We start from the raw sequence: 18597 nt of genomic DNA, 5'->3' as shown, positions 1-18597 counted from the left end.
CCTTTTTTTCATGCAGGCATGCGCCGTATCGGCAAACCAGGCGTCGCGTCATCGAGTCGACATGCTCTCGTGCCTAAGCTCCGAGCGACGAGGAGGAACGCCGTGCGACGGAATGATCGGGGATTCAGTCTGCTGGAAGCGCTCGCCGGGATGCTTCTGTTGGCGCTCTGCTTCGGTGCGCTGATGCACGCGGCGGGTGCCTCGATGGCCCTCGGCCTCCGTTCGGAAGGCTATACGCAGGCGTCGCTCTGGGCCAGTGGTTTGCTCGACCGGGTTTTCGTCGCTGACTTTCCCACGGAGGGAATCCACCGTGGCGACTTCGACGACGAATATCACTGGACCATGCAGGTTTCTTCGCCTCCCGAAGAAGCTGCGGTACGTACGTCCACGCCGTTGCATCTCTACCGCGTGGAACTTACCGTCGAGTGGAAAGAAGGTGGTCAACCGGTCTCGGCGCGATTCGTGACCTTGCGCACCGTTTCGACGCGTCCCGCAGACACGCCGGCGCCGGCAGTGCAGGGGGATGCATGAAGAAATCTCGCGGCTTCAGCCTGATGGAGACGATCGCAGCGCTGGCCTTGCTCGCGTTGCTGTTGCTCGGCGTCACGGCGGCATTGCAGACGCTGACCCGTTCGACACGCGCCGGTATGGCGCGAAGCCAACGGCTCGATGAGGTGCGTGCGGCGCAGGGCTACCTCCGTCATGCGCTGGCAAATGCGATGCCCTATCCGTGGAGTCTGGCGCACGACCGCAGCATGATCGTCTTCCAGGGCGATGCGAGCGAATTGGTCTTTGTCGCCCCCGGCCCCGGATATCTCGCCGCGAGCGGCCTGCAATTGCAGAAGCTCCAGATCATCGGTGACGGTGATCAGCGCCGTCTCGAAGCGGCGTTCGCACCGTTGGCGTTGCGCGGTGGCTCGCCGATCGTGCCGGCCGATCCCGAGACGCTGGTCTCCGACGTGGTCTCCGGACGTTTCGTCTACAACGGCATGGACGATCAAGGGCATCTGTTGGGTTGGCAGGAGCGCTGGCCGTACGCGACGCGCTTGCCGACGATGGTCGGCGTGGAACTCGTGCTCAAGGGCGGCGTGCGCTGGCCGGTGCTGGCCGTGCCGTTGCGCATGGACCCGCGCGCGGTCAATGGGCGCGAAGGGTTGGCGCGATTGACCACCTTCGCCAAGCCATGAACGTCGTGGGGCTCGCGAGGCATGCACCCGCGCAACGCGGTGTCGCCTTGCTCGTGGTGCTATGGGGTTGCACGCTCGCGGCGATCACGCTGGGCGCATTGGCGACCAACGCGCGCATCGAGAGCCTGCAGGCGCGGACACAGTCGCTGCGTACCCAGGCCTTCTATGCAGCCGAAGCGGGCATCGACGTGGCGGTCTTTCACCTGAGTGACGCCGATGGGGATCGACGCTGGCAGCCCGACTGGCAGAGTCACGCCATGCGCGTCGGCGATGCTGAGGTGTCGGTGTCCGTGTCGGCGGAAGAGGGGAAGCTCAATCTCAATCTGGCGACGCCGGAGCAGATTACCGATCTCCTGCGCGCCGCAGGCGTCGACGAAGAACGTATCGGCCCGGCGGCCAAGGCGATCGGTGCGTGGGGCGACCCGGGCGAGGCCAAGGACACCGCGCTGCTGCTGCGAGGCGGCTTTACGAGCCTTGAGGAACTGCGCCGCGTGCCGGGCCTCGCTTCCGACATCGTCGACCGGATCGAGCCCGCGTTGACGCTTTGGACCGTCCAGCAGCCCAATCTTGCCTATGCCTCGCCTGTCGTCGTCGCCGCGGTGACGGGCGCGGACGCCGCAGCGGCGCGTGCCTATGTGGATCGTGTGAGCCGTACGCCCATGGGCGTGCTTCTGCTTCCACCGTTGCCTGGCACGAAGCCAGGCGATGCGTCACGCAGTCCCGTGGCGGCCTTCAACATCGTCGCCACGGCGACCTTGAAGGACGGACAGGCGGTCACGCTGGACGTCGTGCTTTTCCTGAAGAACGACCCGGGTGATCCCGCCGCGTATCGCGTCGTGCGATGGCGCGAACGTTCGAGCGCAGGTCGCGGTTGATCCGACGCGCGATGCACGCGCGTGGCTCTCGCATGGTTGCAACCGCTGTGCAATATCCAACGTCACCGCTGCGGCAACGCACCGTCATGCCCGTGCGTTAGCGTCAAACCGCGCTTGCAGGCGATCCATGCGATCGAAGGCACGCTGTGTCGGAAGCGTCGCGGGGAGCGACCGCCGACAGTCCAGGCATCTTTCCTTCATCACGGCGCCCTTCGCGGTGCCGACGAACCCTATCGAGGTATGTCATGACGAACGAGAAGACGACGCTCAAGAGCCGCCTTAAGGTAAGCGGTTGGCTCGCGCCCGCAGCCCGCTGCACCTTCCCCCTGTTGCTGGCGACCGCGGCGCTTCCTGCCATGGCCGCGAACCGTGTCTATGTGGCGAATCAGATCGACAACACGGTTTCCGTCATCGACGCGGCGAGCAACCAGGTGACCGCGACAGTGCCGGTGGGCACGTTTCCCGCGGGCGTGGCAGTCAGCCCGAGCGGCAAGCGTGTCTACGTCGCCAATGCGAACGACAACACGGTATCGGTGCTCGATGCGAATACGAACACGGCCGTTGCCCTGATTGCCGTGCCGTCGACGCCGGTTGCCGTCGTTGTCAGCCCGGACGGTGCAACGGTCTACGTGGCCAACGCCAACGATGGCTCGGTGTCCGTGATCGATGCGGCGACGTACAGCGTCGTCGCCTCCGTGCCGGTAGGCGCCGTCCCTTTCAGCATGGCGGTGAACCCGAGCGGCAGCCGTGTCTACGTGGGAAACAGCGGCGACAACACCGTTTCCGTGATCGACGCCCGCACGCGGAAGGTGGTCGCCTCGGTGCCGGTCGGTGCCACCCCGTTCGGACTCGACGTGGGTCCGCTCGGCGCGCGTCTCTATGTGGCGAACGTTGCGTCCAACAACGTTTCGGTGATCGACACGTTCTCCAACAAGGTCGTGGCGACGCTGCCGGCAGGCAGCGGCGCCGACGCCGTGGCGACCAGCCCGATCGGGCTCCCGCTGTACGTCTCCAACTTCGGTGACGGCACCGTTTCGGTCGTCAACCCGCTCGACAAGAAGCTCCTGGCGACGGTTCCGGTGGGCAGCTCCCCGTCGTCGCTCACGGTCAGTGCGAAGTCGGGCCGTGTCTACGTCGCCAACGCCGACTCCAATACGGTGTCGGTGATCAATCCATTCACCAACAAGGTCATCGCGACCGTGCCGGTGGGCAGCGTGCCGTCCGCCATCGCCACCCAGCCGGAGTAACCGCAGGCCGGCCGTCCCCTATGGCCGGCCGGCTTCTCGGTTCATGCCCGCCGGATCCGTCGCCGGCCCTTGGGGTCTCGGGGCCATTGACACACACGCGGCGCTCACGGCGCGCGTCGCAGATTGCCGGATATGACCTGAGAGGGGGAACTCCGGTGATCCACGACCTGCGTACCTGGTCGAAAGTGCTGGAACTGATGCCCACGGCGATGTTCGTGCGGGATGCCTTGCACCGTTGGGTCTACGTGAACCGGATGGGCTGCGAGTATTTCGGCATCGCCTCCGCGGACGTCGTGGGGAAGCGCGACCTCGACCTCTTTCCACCCGACCAGGCGGCACGCTTCGCCGCGGGCGACGATGCGGTGCTGCGCGGCCACGAGGTGGTCGAAACCGAAGAAACGGTGGCCGACACCAGTGGGCGTCAGCGCACGCTGCTTACCCGCAAGAGCTGCATCGACCTGGACGGCGAGCCGCACGTACTGGCCTCCGTCACCGACATCACCGAATTGCGCGAATCCGAGGCGCACGTGCGCTGGCTGGCGTGCCATGACGCGCTCACCGGGCTTGCCAATCGGACGGCCTTGTTCAGCAAGCTCGACAAGGCCATTGCCCAGGCGGCCGGCGGCGGCAAACCGTCGGTGCTGTTCTACCTCGATCTCGATGGGTTCAAGCGCGTCAACGATACCTACGGTCATCTCGCAGGCGACGAACTGCTGGTGCAGTTCGGCGCGCGACTGCGTGGAGCCGTGCGCGCGGAAGATACCGTGGCGCGCATCGGCGGCGACGAGTTTGCCCTGCTGGTGGAGGAGGCCGAGGGCCTCGACGTCGAAGCGCTCGCCGAACACGTTCTCCTGCTCGCCAGCGAGCCGTTCGACGTCCCGGCCTATGCCGCGCTTCTGGGAACGTCGGTCGGCGTCGTACCGATCGACATCGACGCGGTCGCCGCCGGCGAGATGGCACGCAAGGCCGACAGCGCGCTCTACGAAGCCAAGAAGGCGCGCAATCGCTGGGTGCTTTACGATGATGCACTGGACGCCGCCATTGCGCACCGGCGAGAGGTGGAACTGGCGCTCAGGGAAACGTTGCATACCGGCGAAGGGTTCAGTTGCCACTATCAACCGCTGGTCCGTGCCAGCGATGGCAAGATCGTCGGCGTGGAGGCGTTGGCACGCTGGAACCATCCTCGGCTGGGCAGCGTACCGCCGGTGCAGTTCGTGGCGGTGGCGGAGGAGACGGGGCTGATCGGTCCACTCGGCGAGTGGGTGCTGCGCACGGCCTGCAAACGCATCGCGCCGATGGGCGACCTGTTTGTGGCTGTGAACGTCAGTGCCGTGCAACTGCGCGACGATCGGTTCGCGCGTGTGGTGCTCGGCGCCTTGACCGAGGCCGGGCTGCCGCCCGAGCGACTGGAACTGGAAATTACCGAGACGGCCATCGTCAACGCGGACGCGGCTACCGTACGCCTGCTCAAACAACTGCGCCGCACCGGCGTACGCATTTCACTGGACGATTTCGGGACCGGCTATTCGAGCCTCACGCTGCTGAAGGACCTGGACGTGGACAAGGTGAAGATCGATCGCTCCTTCGTGCAGATGGCGCCCACGGCGGACGACTCCGCCGCGATCGTACGGGCGGTGTCGAACCTCGGCGCGGCGCTGGGCCTCTCGGTGGTGGCGGAAGGCGTGGAAACCGAGCAACAACTCGCCTTCCTGCGCGAGGCTGGCTGCGACGAATTGCAGGGTTACCTGTTTTCCGAGGCGGTGCCCGGCGAGGGGCTTGAGCGCGTCGTCGGTTTCCCGGCGGGCAAACCGGGTCAGTCGGTCGGGTAGGCGTCAGCCGGCATGGGCCAGGTGCGGCGAAGGTCCGGCATGCCGGGCACGCTGGTCGGCTGCGGCAACGGCAGCGGCATGCGTGTTCCGAGGATGCCACCGGTGGCGTCGCCAACGATGGCGATGACGCATCCGCCACTGTCCTTCGACGTGCCAAACGACAGCCGCCCCCAGGGCATCTGCATCACCAGATAGCGGTTGGGCAGCATGGACGGCGCGGCGGGCAGGTTCGTCTCGGAGCTGGGCGCGTGAAAGGCGTCGCCCACCTCGCCGCGCTGGAAGCACGGCCGCTGCTCGAGCTGTATGGAGGTGAAGCGAACCATGGGCACGTCACCCCCTTCATCCAGACCGCGCGCCTCGAAGGCGCTGACGCGGAAGCCATCGCGGGTGATGAACGGCGTGCTGCGCACGATCTGCGGCGGCGCGTCGGCCGTGGGATGCAGGCCGCCTGGGATCTTCCCTGCAAGCGAGTCCACGGCATTGGGCAAGGTGCCCATGGTGGCATTGATGATTTCCACCAGCGTCTTGTCGCTGCGCTGCACACTCGCGATCGCCGGCTCGGCGCCAGCGGGCACGGCCAGGACGGCGGCGAGCAGCGGGGCCAGGGAGCGGAGAAGGCGCATGAGTTCCGGGCAAGGGTGATCGGGGCGCTAGTTTGCACGAGTTCGACGATTCTTACCGGACGTTTGCGCGTTGTCTGGCGGAAAGACCCCCTGGACCTCGCCGTGACGCTCCGCCGTGAGGTCAATGACCTTGCGTGCGGGGCGTCACGCCCGGATATCGTCAGGTGAACGCACAATCCGGGCCCCCGATGACAGACCTTCGCTTCGACAACGCTTTCGTCCGCGCGCTTCCCGCCGATCCGGACACCACGAACGTACCGCGCCAAGTGGTCGGGGCGGCGTTCTCGTGGGTGGACCCGACCCCTGTGCCGGCCCCGCGCACCGTCGCGGTGGCCCAGGAGGTAGCGGCGATGCTCGGCGTGTCGCCGGAGGCGCCGGATTTTGCGGAAGTGTTCGCCGGCAACGTGCGCTGGCCGGGCATGACGGGCTACGCCATGACCTACGGTGGCCATCAGTTCGGTCACTGGGCGGGCCAGCTTGGCGACGGGCGCGCCATCGGCCTCGGCGAGGTGCTGACCGCGCGGCATGGTCGCCAGGAGCTGCAACTCAAGGGCGCCGGGCGCACGCCGTATTCCCGTGGCGCGGACGGCCGCGCCGTGATGCGTTCGTCGATCCGCGAGTTCCTGTGCAGCGAGGCCATGCACCACCTCGGCGTGCCGACCACCCGAGCGCTGGCGTTGGTGGCGACGGGCGAGCAGGTGGTGCGTGACGTGATGTACGACGGCAACCCCGCGCCGGAACCGGGTGCCATCGTCTGCCGGGTGGCGCCGTCCTTCCTCCGTTTCGGCTCGTTCGAACTCCCGTCATCGCGGGGCGACGTGGCGTTGCTGCGCCGCCTGGTGGACTTCACCATCGCCACCCATTACCCGGAAATCGCGACACTCCCAGCAGACGAGGGATACGCCGCGTTCTTCGCGGAAGTGTGCGAGCGTACCGCGCGGCTCATGGCGCACTGGATGCGGGTGGGCTTCGTGCATGGCGTGATGAACACGGACAACATGTCCATTCTCGGACTGACCATCGATTACGGCCCCTACGGCTGGATCGACGATTTCGATCCGGACTGGACGCCGAACACGACCGATCGCACGCATCGCCGCTATCGCTTCGGCCAGCAGCCGCAGGTGGCGTACTGGAACCTGCAGCGTCTCGCCCAGGCCGTGTCGCCGTTGTTCGAGGACGTGGCGCCGTTGCAGGCCGGCCTGAATCGTTACGTCGAGGTGTTCCAGGCTACCGACGCGGCGTTTTCCGTGGCGAAACTGGGTCTGGCCCGGCCAGACGACGCCGACGAGGCGCTTGTCGCCGACCTGCGCGGTCTGCTGGCGGCGGGTGGCATGGACATGACGATCTTCTTCCGCGATCTGGCGACGCTGGACCTCCGCGCGCCGCACGTGGCTGCGGTGGATGCGGCGTTCTACGACGACGCGGGACGTGCTGCCGTGGCGGAACCCTTGCAGGCGTGGCTGCAGCGTTACGCGATGCGGGTGCGCGACGACGAATCGTCGACGAGCGAGCGCATCGCGCTCATGCATGCCGCCAACCCGCGCTACGTGCTGCGCAATTATCTCGCCCAGCAGGCGATCGACAGGGCCGAGCAGGGCGACGACGCCGGCATCCACGAGTTGCTGGACACTTTGCGCCATCCGTACGACGACCAACCGGGGCGAGAGCATCTGGCTGGGAAGCGCCCCGACTGGGCGCGCGAGCGCGTGGGTTGCTCGATGCTCTCGTGCAGCAGTTGATCGCTCAGGGCAGGGACAGCGGGTAGCTCACCCACGACCCGACTACGCCCGGCAAGGTCGCCAGGTGGCGCGCCTCGGCAACGAAATCGCGTCGCGGTATCTCGATGGCGCCCATGCTGAGCAGATGCGTATTGGTCACCTGCGCGTCCAGCAGGGGAAATCCCCACCCGTGCAGCAACTGGCAAAGCGCACCGAGCGCCGCCTTGGAGCCGCCGGTGCGCGCGCTGAACATGGACTCGCCGCAGAACAATCGCCCCACCGCCAGGCCATAGATGCCGCCCACGAGCGAGCCGCGGTCCCACACTTCCACGCTGTGCGCGTGGCCGCGGCGGTGCAGTTCTTCGTATGCCGCAATCATGCCTTCACCGATCCACGTACCCGGTTGACCGGCGCGGGGCGCGGCGCAGGCGCGCATCACGCGGCTGAACGAGGTGTCGGCCGTCACGCGCCAGTTGGACTGGCGCAGTTGCTTGCGCAGACTGCGGCTCACGTGCACGCCATCGGTGCGGAAGACGCAGCGCGGATCGGGGGACCACCAGAGAATCGGCTCGTCGGCGTTGAACCAGGGAAAAATGCCCTGGCTGTACGCCGCGAGCAGCCGTTCGGCCGAAAGATCGCCGCCCCAGGCGAGCAGGCCGTTCGGGTCGGCGAGGGCGTTTTCCGGGTCCGGAAACCAGCCGATCCGCGTGCGGTGCAGTTGCGGTAGCTGGATCATCGGTCGGCGTACGGCGTATGCGCCATGAGTTCCTCGCGATAGGCCTCGCGATGCGCTGCTTCCTGCTCCAGCGCGTCGGCGACGGCGCGACGGAACCCTTCGTGAGCGATGTAGTGACGCGAGTGCGTCGGCGTGGGCAGAAAACCGCGCGCGAGCTTGTGCTCGCCCTGCGCGCCGGGCTCGAAGCGCGCAAGACCTTCGCGGATGGCGTAGTCGATGCCGCGGTAGTAGCAAAGCTCGAAGTGCAGGCCGGAAACTTCCACGCTGGCGCCCCAATAGCGGCCATACAGCGCCTCGCCGCTGCGCAGGAACAGCGCCATCGCGACGATGTCGTGACCGTCACGTGCGAGCGCCACCTGTACGTTCGAACCGAGGGTGCGGCCGAGGTACTGGAAGAACCGCGCCGTGAGCGCCGCGTGGTTGCCCTTCATGTCGAAAGTGAGCTCATAGAGCGCATGGATCTGCCGCCACTCGGCATCGGAGAATGCGTCGCCACCGCGCATCTCGAGGGTGAGCCCCGCTGCATGCGCATGGTTGCGTTCCTGGCGGATGTTCTTGCGCTTCTTGGCGGTCAGCGCCGCGAGAAAGGCATCGAAGTCGGCGTAGTTCCGGTTGTGCCAGTGGAACTGATAGTCGGAGCGGACGAGCCAACGATCGTCGAACGCATCGAGGTCGGCCTCGGCGAGAAAGTTGGCGTGGATGGACGATAGGCCCAGACGGTCCGCTTCGTCGATCAGCGTGGCCGTGAGGAGATTGCGCATGGCGCCCGCGTCCGGCCCGTCGCGCACCAACAGCCGCGGCCCGGGCACGGGCGAGTAGGGCGAGGCGACCAGCAGCTTCGGGTAGTAATCGCCCCCGGCGCGTTCCCAAGCCGCCGCCCAGCTCCAGTCGAAGACGAACTCGCCATGCGAGTTGCCCTTGAGGTACGTGGGAGCCGCGGCCACCAGGTGTTCGCCCTCGAATACGGCGAGGTGGTAGGGCTTCCAGCCGTAGTCTTCGCGCAGGCAGCCCTTGGCTTCCATGCCGTGCAGGAAGGCATGCGACACGAAGGGGTTGCCATCGGGCACAAGGGCGTCCCAGTCGGCGGCAGCGATGCCGTCGAGGCTGTCGAGGAAGCGGATCGCGGGCATGCGAGGCATGCCCCGCGCCGGGGCGCGGGGCAGAACCGTCAGGCGAGCATGTGCTGCTGGTCGAGCCAGCGCTCGGCATCCAGCGCGGCCATGCAGCCGAAGCCGGCCGAGGTGATGGCCTGGCGATAGACGTGGTCGGCCACGTCGCCGGCCGCGAACACGCCCGGCACCGACGTAGCCGTCGCCATGCCGTTCAGACCCGACTGGATCTGGATGTACCCGTCCTTCATCTCGAGCTGGCCTTCGAAAATGCCCGTGGCCGGGGTATGGCCGATGGCGACGAAGAAGCCCTGGACCTCGATGTCGCGCTTGGCCCCGGTGTTCACCTCCTTGACGCGCACACCGTTGACGCCCGAATCGTCGCCCAGCACCTCGTCGATCTGGTGGTTCCAGAGCAACTCGATCTTGCCGGCCGCGGCCTTCTCGAAGACCTTGTCCTGCATGATCTTCTCGGCGCGCAACTTGTCGCGGCGGTGAACCAGGTACACCTTGCGGCAGATGTTCGACAGGTACAGCGCCTCTTCCACGGCGGTGTTGCCGCCGCCCACCACGACCACGTCCTGGTCGCGGAAGAAGAAGCCGTCGCAGGTGGCGCAGGCGGACACGCCGCGGCCCTTGAACTTCTCTTCCGAAGCGATGCCCAGGTACTTGGCGGTGGCACCGGTCGTGATGATGAGCGCGTCGGCCGTGTACTCGCCGCTGTCGCCCTTAAGGCGGAAGGGGCGGTTGCCGAGGTCCACGCTGTGGATGTGGTCGAAGACCATCTCGGTCTCGAAGCGCTCGGCGTGCTCGGCCATGCGGCGCATCAGTTCCGGGCCCTGCACACCCTTCTCGTCGCCGGGCCAGTTGTCGACCTCGGTGGTGGTCATGAGCTGGCCGCCTTGTTGCAGGCCGGTGATCATCGTCGGCTTGAGATTGGCGCGCGCGGCATAGACCGCGGCCGTGTAGCCAGCGGGGCCGGAGCCGAGGATCAGCAGGCGGCTGTGCTTGGGGGTGCTCATGTATAATCCTTGAGTTTACTGCGGCGTATTTCGGTCGTACCGCTCGCCTCTTGCGGCAGGATGCTAAGGCCGTGTCGAGGTCCGAAGAGGACATTGTCGACCCGGAAGAATGGGGAAGACGGAGGTGCGATTCAAGATGCTCGCCTCATGACGGCGGCCGCGTCGTCCCCACGGCACGGCTTTATTCTTCGATTTGCTCGGCTCATTCAGGATCCTCCACAAGATGCGCATCGGTATTCCTTCCGAAACCAAGACCCTCGAAGGCCGCGTGGCCCTCATCCCGGCCGCCGCCGCCGACCTCGTGCGCCGTGGCCACGAGGTATTCATCCAGTCCGGTGCCGGCACCAAGAGCGGCTACGCCGATGCCGACTACGCTGCGCTCGGGGTCACCGTGGTGCCCGACGCCGCCGCCGTCTATGAAAAGGGCGAGCTGATCGTCAAGGTCAAGGAACCGATCGAGGGCGACCTCAAGCTGCTCAAGAAGCACCACCTGCTGTTCTGCTATCTGCACCTGGCCGCCGAGCCGGCGCTGACCAAGAGCCTGCTGGACATCGGCCTGACCGGCGTCGCCTTCGAATCCGTGGACGAGAACGGCGCGCTGCCGCTGCTGCTGCCGATGTCCGTCATCGCCGGCCGCATCGCCACCCAGATCGGCACGACGCTCCTGCACCAGCCCAACGGCGGCAAGGGCAAGCTGCTGGGCGGCATGGCCTCGACCCCGCGCGGCAAGGTCGTGGTGCTGGGCGCCGGTGCCGCCGGTGGCAACGCCGCTGCGCTCGCCGCGTCGGCGGGTGCCAACGTGGTCGTGTTCGACAAGCGTCCGGACCGCATGGCCGAAATGATGGCCCTGGGCCCGAACGTCACCGCGCTCTACGCCTATGAATCGTCGGTGGCCGAAGAAGTGCGCAATGCCGACATCGTCGTCGGCGCCGTGCTGATCCCCAGCGCGAAGGCGCCGCGCGTCGTGACCGAAGACATGGTCAAGACGATGGAGAAGGGCTCGGTGCTCGTCGACATCTCTATCGACCAGGGCGGCTGCTTCGAGACCTCGCGCCCGACCACCTGGAAGGAACCGACCTACGACGTCCACGGCGTGACGCACTTCTGCGTGACCAATATGCCGGGCGCGGTGCCGCAGACGTCCTCGACCGCGATCTCCGCCGCCATCCTGCCGTACGTGCAGCGTCTGGCTGCCGGTAACGAGTGGCGCGACTACGCGCCGCTGGCCGCGGGCATCAATATCGAGAACGGCAAGCTCGTGCATCCGGCCCTCCAGGGCATGGCATGATGCCGAAAACCGGGACCGAGGTCGTTCGTTAGTGGCGCGTAGCGCGAAAGTCGTCAAAAGGCAGGCCAAGGCGCAGGTCAAGGCCCAGCGGGAGGGCTTGAGCGACGAGCTCAAGCGCCGCCTGCGCGAGGCCGGGGCACTGCTCCTGTTGCCGCTTGCCCTTTACCTTCTCGTCTGCCTGCTCAGCTACAACGACCAGGACCCGAGCTGGGGCCACATGGGCGTCGCCGAACACGCCACCAATTTCGGTGGCGCAGTCGGCGCGAACATCGCGAACCTGCTCCGGTACATCTTCGGCCTGGTGAGTTACGGGTTCCCGTTGTTGCTCCTCGCGTTGGGTATCCAGGTGATACGCCACCGCGGGGAGCGCAACGTGCAGCCGTGGGAGCCGTCGCTGCGGCTCATTGGTTTCGTGTTCTTCTTTATTACCGCGCCCGCGTTGATCTACCTCAACGTGGACGCCACGGTGCTGCCGGAAGGTCCGGGCGGCATCGTGGGCAAGTGGGTCGGTCGCGGCCTGCGCAATGCCTTTGGCGACAAGGGCGCGCCTCTGTTGCTGCTGGCGGTCTGCCTGATCGCCGTGACCCTCGCCACTGGCCTGTCCTGGTTCCGCGTCATGGATGCCACGGGCGAACTGGTCATGCGCATTGGCGGCTGGTTTGGCGGCAAGCTGCGCAGCGCGCCTGACGTGATGGCAGCGCGTTCCGCCCGCGCCGAGCGCGAAGTGGTGAAAAAGGCCGAGGCGGTCAAGCAGGCCAAGCGCGAACCGGTGCGTATCGAGACCCCGACACCGATGGTGGTCAAGAGCGAGCGTGCCAGCCGCGAAAACCAGATTCCCTTGTTTACCGGCGCGTCGATGGATGGCGAGATCCCGCCGCTGTCGCTGCTGGACGAAGCGCCGCCGCAAGGCCCCGGCTATTCCGAGGAAACCTTGGAGGTGCTGTCGCGCCAGGTAGAACTGAAGCTCAAGGACTTCCGCGTCGAAGCGCGCGTGGTCGGCGTGTATCCCGGCCCGGTCATCACTCGCTTCGAACTGGAACCCGCAGCCGGCGTGCGCGGCAGCCAGGTGTCCAGCCTGGACAAGGACATTGCGCGCGGTCTTTCCGTCGTCAGCGTGCGCGTGGTCGACGTGATCCCGGGCAAGAACGTCATCGGCCTGGAAATCCCGAACACCAAGAAACAGATCGTGTACCTCTCGGAGATTCTCCGCTCCGAGCGCTACGATCAGGTCAAGTCGCCTCTTGCGCTGGCGCTGGGCAAGGACATCGGCGGCAAGGCCGTGGTCACCGACCTGGCGAAGATGCCCCACCTGCTGGTGGCCGGTACCACCGGCTCGGGCAAGTCCGTGGCGGTGAACGCCATGGTGCTGAGCTTGCTGTACAAGTCCAGCCCCAAGGACGTCCGGATGATCATGATCGATCCGAAGATGCTGGAGCTCTCGGTCTACGAGGGCATTCCGCATCTTCTGGCGCCCGTGGTCACGGACATGAAGGAAGCCGCCAACGCGCTGCGCTGGTGCGTGGCCGAAATGGAGCGCCGCTACAAGCTCATGGCCGCCGTGGGCGTGCGCAACCTCGGCGGTTTCAACAAGAAGGTGAAGGACGCCGAGAACAGCGGCCAGCCGTTGCTCGATCCACTGTTCCGCGCGAACCCGGACATGCCCGGCATGGTGGCCGAGCCGCTGCAGCCGCTGCCCCACATCGTCATCATCATCGACGAATTCGCCGACATGATGATGATCGTCGGCAAGAAGGTGGAAGAACTCATTGCACGTCTCGCGCAGAAGGCGCGCGCGGCCGGCGTGCACTTGATCCTCGCCACGCAGCGTCCGTCGGTGGACGTCATCACCGGCCTCATCAAGGCCAACATCCCCACGCGCATCGCCTTCCAGGTGTCGTCGAAAATCGACTCACGCACCATTCTCGACCAGTCGGGCGCGGAAGCGCTGCTGGGCCATGGCGACATGCTCTATCTGCCGCCCGGCACCGCTACGCCCGAGCGCGTGCATGGTGCCTTCGTGGACGATCACGAAGTGCATAACGTGGTGGAGTGGCTGCGCGCGCAGGGCACGCCGAACTACATCGAAGGCGTGCTGGAAGAAGTGCAATCCACCGCGGACGGCAAGATCATCAACGACGCTGGCCTGCCGCAGGACGCCGACGGCGATTCCGACAGCGACAACGCGCTCTACGACCGCGCCGTGCGCGTGGTGACCGAAACGCGTCGCGCATCGATCTCCGGCGTGCAGCGTCATCTGCGCATCGGCTATAACCGTGCCGCCCGCCTCGTCGAGCAGATGGAGCAGGACGGCATCGTCAGCGCACCGCAACACAACGGCAACCGCGAAGTACTCGCGCCGCCACCCCCGAAGGACTGATTCCGCATGAACGACATGAAGCCGGGCGCGCTCCGCCAGCGTCCCTGGGGTCTGCTCGTCACCGGCGACCTCGCGCCTACGGGCGAGGTGCTCGACGAAGTGGAGAGCATTTTCGAACTCAACCCGTCGATTCCGGGCCTGGAGTTGCGCGCCGACGACGGCCGCGCGTGCTTCGTGGCCCGCGACTACCCGAGTGGCCACACGGCCGGCGTGGACGACGCGCTGGAAGTGATCTTCGCCGAGCAGCCGGAGATCGCTGAAGTCACCGTACTGGGCCAGGAAGCGCGTGCCGTGCATACCGCCACGCGGGACGCACCGTTCTGGCATCGCGACGGCAAGGCCATCGCGGAGATCAGCGACAAGATGGAAGCGGGCGAGATCACGCCCACCGAAGCCATCGACATGCTTAAGTCGTTGTTCGAAAACGATCGCTGACAATCGCGCCGACTCTTACGGAATCCCTCCATGAAACGCTTCCTGCTTGCCGCCACGCTGTCCCTGCTCAGCCTGCCTGCGCTTGCCGCCGGCCCGGCGCGCGAGCGCCTGGATGCCTTTGCCAAGGGCATGCATTCCCTCAGCGGGCGCTTCAGTCAGACCATGTCCAACGCCAACGGCGATCCGGGCAAGACCAGCTCCGGCACCATGGCGCTGCAGGCGCCGCGTCAGTTCCGTTGGGAAACCACCACGCCATACAAGCAGACCATCGTGGCCGACGGCAGCCGCGTGTGGCTCTACGATCCGGATCTGGAGCAGGTCACGGTGCGCAAGCAGAGCAGCGAGGAAGCGCAGAGCCCGCTCACGGTGCTCACCGATCTGTCCCAGCTCGACAAGGATTTCAAGGTCACCGAACAAGGCGAGCGCGACGGTCTGCAGTGGCTGCGCCTGACTTCGACGAGCAAGGACCCGCAGTTCGAGTTCGCCGACCTCGGCTTCGACGCCAGCGGCCTGGCACGCATGACCTTTCGCGACCAGCTCGGCAACACGACGACGATCCAGTTCGCCGGGTGGCAGCGTAATGCCGCTTTGCCAGCCGACACGTTCAACTTCGTGCCGCCCGCAGGTGCAGACGTCATCGGCGACGCGCCAGTCCTCCAGACCCAGCCGGTGAAATAACCCTAGCGGTGTAGCCGCGAGGCAAGCACCTATCGCCAGCAGGCTGGCTCCCACCGGCAGGTGCCTGGCGTCCAGGCGGTGAGAAGGCAAATGCGGGGGTGGGAGCCAGCCTGCTGGCGAAAAGCCGACGAAGCGGTGTAGCAGCGAGGCAAGGTTCCATCGCCAGCAATCTGGCTCCCACCGGCAGGTGCTTGGCGTCCAGGCGGCGAGAAGGCAAATGCGGGGGTGGGAGCCAGCCTGCTGGCGAAAAGCCGACGAAGCGGTGTAGCAGCGAGGCAAGGTTCCATCGCCAGCAATCTGGCTCCCACCGGCAGGTGCCTATTGCCTCCATGGCTGCCCCGCCGGCCCATCGTTCGACGACTTATCCCGAGCTGCCCAGAATGCCGACCACGGTCACACCGCGGTCGTTCGCGCCTTCGTCGCATAGGCGATGCGGCCAGGAATCCTGAGGCGTATCGCCGAGCCTTTCCCGGGACGTGACACGACGTCGAGACGGCCGCCGATACGCGCGGCGCGCTCGCGCATGCCGACCAGGCCGAAGTGGTCGCCGCGCGGGGCAGCGTCCGTGTCGAAACCGTCGCCGTCGTCCTGCACGTCGATCTTGAGGTAACGAACCGCGTAGTCGATCGAGACGCGAATCGATCGCGCGTGGGCGTGTTGCGTGGCGTTGATCACCGCCTCGCGCACGATGGCATTCACCTCATCGACGACGACGGGATTCAGCGGGCGTCGGCGGCGCGAGGATGTCGACAGATGCAGCGGCGGGTCCATGTCATCGCCGAGTGCCGCGAGCTGCTGTTCCAGCGAGCCTTCTTCCACGGCATGGTCGCGAAGTCCCTTGACCCGGTCGCGACCTTCGACCAGCAGCGCTTCTGCGCGGTCGATGGTCCGTTCCAGCGCCGCCCGGCGCCGATCGTCTTTCGCCAGGGCATCGGCGAACGCCTGGAACCGCAGGATGAGCCCCTGCACACCTTGCAACAAGGTGTCATGCAGGTCGCGGGCAATGCGCTCGCGCTCGCGGTGTCGTTCGTCCATCCGCCAGCGGAGGCGGCGCGTAAGCAGGCGTACCCGCCAGCGATGCGCCTGCCATACCAGTGCGAAGGCAAAGAGAACGCAGAACACCTGAAAGGCGGTCCGCTCGAAGAGACGTGGAGCCACCGTCACGCTCAGCGGATCCGAACGGCTCCAATGAACGCCGTCATACGATGCTTCCGTATGGAACATATAACGCCCAGGCGGCAGGTCGGTATAGATGGCCTCACGACGCGTACCGGCGTCCTGGTAGGCGACCTCGGCGCCGTCGAGCCGATAGCGGAACATCAATCCACGCGGCTGCCCCGGGGCGAGCGCCGTATACGCCACACGCAAGTCGCGATTGTCGCGCAGTTCCACCGAGGCACCGCTCGGGAAGGTTCTGTCGCCGGCGACCACCGAGCGGATGACGACAGGGGGCGGTGAAGGGGGCGTCGGTTGCCGCGTCGGGTCCAGCCACGCCAGGCCTTGTGCACCCGCGAACCAAAGGCGGCCGTCGCTGGCGGCGAGCACGGTCGGAAGCGGCCTCACGAGTTGGGCCGGGCCGGGGGCGCCATCCTCCATGGTGAGGAGGCGCGTAGCGACCGCTTCCGATGACGCGCGTAGCACTGCCGCCCAGGCCTCCCGGCTGAATTGGACGACGCCAGCGATGCCGTAGGCCCAGACGCCGCCGTCCCGGCCTTGCACGATCCCCGTGATCGAGTCGAGGCGTCCGGAAGGCTGGGCCGCCACCTGCCGGAAGCGCTTCCCGTCGAAGAGGGAAAGTCCGCGCTCGGCACCGACGACGAGGGTTCCGTCGATCGTGGCGATCGAAACAATGGGCCCCTGGCGCAGGCCGTCGCCCGTTCCGAAGCGGCGTAGTACGTGCCCGTCGAGCATCGCGATGGTGCCGTCGAGATACCCGAACCACGCCCTGCCAGCCGGGTCGACGTGGATCGTCGCCGGTGCATCGGCGGGGAACGCGGCGACCGTCGCGGCCGGAAGCCAGCGCTTGCCGTCCTGCACGTAAAGGCCGCGCAGGCGCAGGGATGTCCAGAGCCGACCGGCGCCGTCGCGAGCGATGGCCTGGACGATGGTCTCGCGCGCTTCGACGTCCTCCGGTAGCGGAACGCGCGCAGGGACGCCGTCGCGCATATGCCAGAGCGTGCCCCTGCCGCCGAGCCATACGCTGCCATCGGCATCGCGGTAGGCCGTGGTCACCGGGGCTGCGAATCCTGGGATCGGCACCGGCTCGGGTGTAAGGCGCCACAGCCGGTCCACCTTGCCGGTGTGCGCGGCCGTGCCCGTCCAGGTGCGCCCCTGTCCGTCTTCGACCAGCGCGAAGTAGACCTCGAGCTTGGGAAACCGCACACGCGACAGCCAACTGTCGCGGAACGTATCGAGTCCGACCTTGGTGCTCACCCATACATGGCCGTCGCGATCTTCCATGACGCCCATCGTCGCCTGTGAGGTCATGCCCAGATCTTCGCTGTATGCCTGCACGGTTGGCCCGCTCACGTCGCCGGTAAGGTGGGCGTCGACGTCCTTCTCGGCCACGCGGCAAAGGTTCGTGGCACAGTCGACCGTCCACAGGTTGGCTTCCGCGTCGAAGATGGTGGTGGTGCTGTTGGCCCGGCGCGGTTCGGTATGCGGGAACGGCTGGCCCCATTCGTGCGGTAGGGGACGGATGCCCGAGCGGGTGCGCGCCCACACGCTGCCGTCGGGATGGTTCAACAGTTCCCAGGGCTCGTCGCTCCCCAACCCGACGTTCTCGAACCGCGACGCGTTCTTCCTCAGTATGTAAACGGCGTTCTCGGTCGTTGCCCAGAGGTTGCCGCGCGCGTCCTCGAGCCACTCCCCGACATATCCCTGGATGCCGGAGATCGCCGATACGTCGGTCCAACGGCGACCATCGAAACGGTATGTCCCCGTCTCCGTCGAGGCCCAGACCCGCCCCGCGCCGTCGCTGCCAAACGCATCGATCGCGACGTGGTCGGGGAGCCCCTCGGCAGTGTCGTATAACGTGATGTCGCCATGCCGGAGGCGCGCGGCACCACCATCCGCACGGCTGACCCAGAGGTCGCCGCCAGGGGCTGCGTAGATGACCCAGGTGGCCTCGGTGCGGTTGCTGCCGGCAGGGAGGAGGTCGATTTTCTCGAACGCGAAACCGTCGTAGCGGTAGAGGCCCATGCGCGTGCTCAGCCAGAGCCAGCCGTCCTCCGTCTGCGCCATATGCGTGGCGCCACCCGGCGCACCGTCCTCCGCGCGGAGGGCTGTGTGGTGCAGCTGCGCAAGCGTGCGTTGCGGGTCGGTGGCGCTCGCCGACGCGCAGGACACGAGCGCGATGATGAGAAACGCGATGCGACGTGCGAAGGGCATGCGGCATGATCGCCTGTTCGTCTTTCATTGGCGAGGAGCCTTCCATGGCTCCAACAACGTGACGGTTTCATGCCAGACTC

General features: G+C 66.6%; 15 protein-coding genes. 10 read left to right on the top strand and 5 right to left on the bottom strand.

Annotated features, from left to right (window positions below):
• Positions 1-102 precede the first annotated feature (102 nt).
• The 5 genes from IM816_RS10285 (at position 103) to IM816_RS10265 (ending at position 5138) form a co-directional block, all read left to right on the top strand.
• Complete coding sequence (locus IM816_RS10285; protein ID WP_250338008.1) at positions 103-531, top strand: prepilin-type N-terminal cleavage/methylation domain-containing protein; 429 nt, start codon at positions 103-105, stop codon at positions 529-531.
• Positions 528-1187, top strand: a complete 660-nt coding sequence (locus IM816_RS10280) for a prepilin-type N-terminal cleavage/methylation domain-containing protein (protein ID WP_250338007.1) — start codon at positions 528-530, stop codon at positions 1185-1187. The genes IM816_RS10285 and IM816_RS10280 overlap by 4 nt, the downstream gene beginning before the upstream one ends.
• Positions 1184-2062 carry a type II secretion system minor pseudopilin gene (locus tag IM816_RS10275; protein ID WP_250338006.1) on the top strand — a complete coding sequence of 293 codons (879 nt, stop codon included), beginning with the start codon at positions 1184-1186 and terminating at the stop codon, positions 2060-2062. The genes IM816_RS10280 and IM816_RS10275 overlap by 4 nt, the downstream gene beginning before the upstream one ends.
• A gap of 245 nt (positions 2063-2307) precedes the next feature.
• Positions 2308-3309, top strand: coding sequence for a beta-propeller fold lactonase family protein (locus tag IM816_RS10270; RefSeq protein WP_250338005.1), 1002 nt, complete (start codon positions 2308-2310; stop codon positions 3307-3309).
• A gap of 155 nt (positions 3310-3464) precedes the next feature.
• Positions 3465-5138 carry a putative bifunctional diguanylate cyclase/phosphodiesterase gene (locus tag IM816_RS10265; RefSeq protein WP_250338004.1) on the top strand — a complete coding sequence of 558 codons (1674 nt, stop codon included), beginning with the start codon at positions 3465-3467 and terminating at the stop codon, positions 5136-5138.
• Here IM816_RS10265 and IM816_RS10260 read toward each other — a convergent pair.
• Entirely contained in the window at positions 5123-5761 is a 639-nt protein-coding gene (locus tag IM816_RS10260; protein ID WP_250338003.1) for a hypothetical protein, read from the bottom strand. The two genes, IM816_RS10265 and IM816_RS10260, sit on opposite strands and share 16 nt — an antisense overlap.
• 188 nt (positions 5762-5949) lie before the next feature.
• Between IM816_RS10260 and IM816_RS10255 the strand changes: the two genes are divergently transcribed.
• Positions 5950-7503: a protein adenylyltransferase SelO gene (locus tag IM816_RS10255; protein WP_250338002.1), complete on the top strand. Its 1554-nt coding sequence runs from the start codon at positions 5950-5952 to the stop codon at positions 7501-7503.
• A 4-nt stretch (positions 7504-7507) separates the two neighbouring features.
• On the opposite strand, the gene aat is transcribed toward IM816_RS10255, so the two are convergent.
• Genes aat through trxB form a run of 3 tightly spaced genes read right to left on the bottom strand, consistent with a single transcriptional unit; the run spans position 7508 to position 10349 of the window.
• A complete protein-coding gene (gene aat / locus IM816_RS10250; RefSeq protein ID WP_250338001.1) occupies positions 7508-8218 on the bottom strand; it encodes a leucyl/phenylalanyl-tRNA--protein transferase in 711 nt (236 codons plus the stop codon).
• The gene (locus IM816_RS10245; RefSeq protein WP_250340738.1) at positions 8215-9348 is read right to left on the bottom strand and encodes a GNAT family N-acetyltransferase; all 1134 of its coding nucleotides are present in this window, start codon (positions 9346-9348) and stop codon (positions 8215-8217) included. Before IM816_RS10245 ends, aat begins: the two co-directional genes overlap by 4 nt.
• A gap of 38 nt (positions 9349-9386) precedes the next feature.
• Positions 9387-10349, bottom strand: coding sequence for a thioredoxin-disulfide reductase (gene trxB / locus IM816_RS10240; RefSeq protein ID WP_072321185.1), 963 nt, complete (start codon positions 10347-10349; stop codon positions 9387-9389).
• 223 nt (positions 10350-10572) lie between these two features.
• On the opposite strand from trxB, the gene IM816_RS10235 reads away from it, so the two are divergent.
• Genes IM816_RS10235 through lolA form a run of 4 tightly spaced genes read left to right on the top strand, consistent with a single transcriptional unit; the run spans position 10573 to position 15127 of the window.
• Positions 10573-11637, top strand: a complete 1065-nt coding sequence (locus IM816_RS10235) for an alanine dehydrogenase (RefSeq protein WP_250338000.1) — start codon at positions 10573-10575, stop codon at positions 11635-11637.
• Between the two features lie 31 nt (positions 11638-11668).
• Positions 11669-14014, top strand: a complete 2346-nt coding sequence (locus tag IM816_RS10230) for a DNA translocase FtsK (protein ID WP_072321183.1) — start codon at positions 11669-11671, stop codon at positions 14012-14014.
• Between the two features lie 6 nt (positions 14015-14020).
• On the top strand, positions 14021-14449 hold the full coding sequence (locus IM816_RS10225; RefSeq protein WP_250337998.1) for a hypothetical protein: 429 nt from the start codon (positions 14021-14023) through the stop codon (positions 14447-14449).
• 30 nt (positions 14450-14479) lie between these two features.
• The gene (gene lolA, locus IM816_RS10220) at positions 14480-15127 is read left to right on the top strand and encodes an outer membrane lipoprotein periplasmic chaperone LolA (protein ID WP_250337997.1); all 648 of its coding nucleotides are present in this window, start codon (positions 14480-14482) and stop codon (positions 15125-15127) included.
• A gap of 393 nt (positions 15128-15520) precedes the next feature.
• Here the strand turns inward: lolA and IM816_RS10215 are convergent, their stop codons facing one another.
• A complete protein-coding gene (locus IM816_RS10215) occupies positions 15521-18517 on the bottom strand; it encodes a sensor histidine kinase (protein WP_250337996.1) in 2997 nt (998 codons plus the stop codon).
• Between the last annotated feature and the right edge of the window lie 80 nt (positions 18518-18597).

This window comes from Luteibacter flocculans (assembly GCF_023612255.1).
GTDB classification, from domain to species: Bacteria; Pseudomonadota; Gammaproteobacteria; order Xanthomonadales; family Rhodanobacteraceae; genus Luteibacter; species Luteibacter flocculans.
The sequence above is the reverse complement of the archived record's forward strand: the minus strand, read 5'-3'. Positions and strand labels throughout refer to the sequence as shown.